The sequence below is a fragment of the Vibrio sp. Vb1574 genome (assembly GCF_033338675.1).
Map to the genome: position 1 here is coordinate 1 of NZ_JAWOTC010000162.1, position 1562 is coordinate 1562.

General features: G+C 48.0%; 2 protein-coding genes and 1 pseudogene. 1 reads left to right on the plus strand and 2 read right to left on the minus strand.

Annotation, left to right across the window (positions count from 1 at the left end; all coding sequences use genetic code 11):
- The coding region (locus R7O12_RS24435) for a trypsin-like serine protease (protein ID WP_318126623.1) at nucleotides 1-756 on the plus strand (756 nt) is incomplete at its 5' end.
- 37 nt (nucleotides 757-793) lie between these two features.
- Here R7O12_RS24435 and fliJ read toward each other — a convergent pair.
- Entirely contained in the window at nucleotides 794-1234 is a 441-nt protein-coding gene (gene fliJ / locus R7O12_RS24440) for a flagellar export protein FliJ (RefSeq protein ID WP_318126624.1), read from the minus strand.
- Nucleotides 1235-1249: 15 nt separating this feature from the next.
- Nucleotides 1250-1562: pseudogene (gene fliI, locus R7O12_RS24445) on the minus strand (flagellum-specific ATP synthase FliI); the annotation flags it as partial.

Genomic DNA, 1562 nt, shown 5'->3' on the forward strand with positions numbered 1-1562 from the left:
GCGAATGACCTCCGTGTTCTGGTAAAAAATCCAACCATGAACGATGTTTATGTCGAAGAGTTCAAAGACGTTCGCACTATTACGATTCATCCCAACTATGATCCTAATGACCTGTGGATTAACGACTTGGCGGTATTGGAGTTAACCCGACCAATTACCGATAACGTTCAGTCCATCACTCTGCCTCAAGATTTTGGCGATTACAGCGGCGAATCGGTTTATCAAATCTTTGGATTGGGACAAACGTCCACGACCGACACCAGTGGCCCGAACTATTTACGATGGGCGGAGGTTCAACCGCTTTCTGATGCCCAATGTGCTTCTCTCGTTGTGGGGTATAACGACCAAGAAAACATTTGTGCAAATGGCTTTCCAGACCGTAGCTATACCGGAATATGTAGCGGAGACTCTGGCGGCCCACTCACCTATCAAGACAGCAACGGTATGTATCAGCAAATCGGGATTGTGAGCTACGGCTCATCCATTTGTGAGTCGGCAGCCATTCCGAGCGTCTTCACAGAGATTCTGAATTACACCTCGTGGATAGAGGCAAGAACCAGTTCTGGGGTCAAAACCGTTTATAACGCGAGCTTAGCAGCCTTAGAGGATTACCATAGCGAAGGTGATTCAGGCTTTGATCCAGAAGACACTAATGTTTCAGGATTTAGCGACAACGGCAGCGGCGGTGCAATAGGTGCAGGGATGTTGTTCTTTGGAGGATTATTAGGGTGGCTGCGACGCAGAAAAACGACGTAACGTTTCTCTTTACTAGATAAAAATAAACGCAAAACGCTTACAACGTTTTGCGTTTCACGCGAGAGTTGATGATGTCTTCAATCAGCTTTTGCTCTTTTTTGGCTTTCTCATAATTTTGCTTGGTACGCCATCTCTCTAATACCTTTTCCAAGCCTTGAACGCGAGCGTGTTTGTGTTCTAACGTTTTTTGTACTGATGCACATTCGGCTTGCATCACCGCTTGTTCTTGCTCGTGGTGACGAAGCATTCTTTGCAGCATCTGATCAACGCGGTTGAAGTTCATCAACGCCGCGCTATTCAAAGACGGAGAGGACAACGCCGATTGACCAGCGTGTCCTTTGAGAGCTGAAAGTTGTTGCAACTGCGTTGCAAGATGATTGCGACGATGACGCATAGCGTCGAGCTGTTGCCCGACCCTATAACGCTGCTTTTCTTCCATTTGTTGCAGTTTGCCGACCGCTTTAAGTTTGGCTTTCATCGCTGCGTTCGCTCTCTACTGTGCGCCTTGGAACATTTGAGCCAGCTCAGTCAAACTGGTGGTGTAATCCACCGCCTCGTTCGCTGATTGCTGTAAGTAAGAACGCAAATGCGGATACATCGACACAGACTGATCCAACTCAGGGTCCTGACCCGGTTGATAGCCACCACGCGGCAGTAACTCTTTCACCTGAAGGTAATTGGAGTACATTTGGCGGAAGTTGTTTGCGATGGTGGAATGAGCAGGTTGCGTACAAGTGCTCATACAACGGCTGATAGAAGCATTGATATCAATCGCCGGATAATGCCCTTGTTCCGCCAGCTGGCGT

What these genes read in the sequence shown, in the direction of transcription:
- fliJ (WP_318126624.1), bottom strand. Translation starts at nt 1,234, where the DNA reads ATGAAAGCCAAACTTAAAGCGGTCGGCAAACTGCAACAAATGGAAGAA.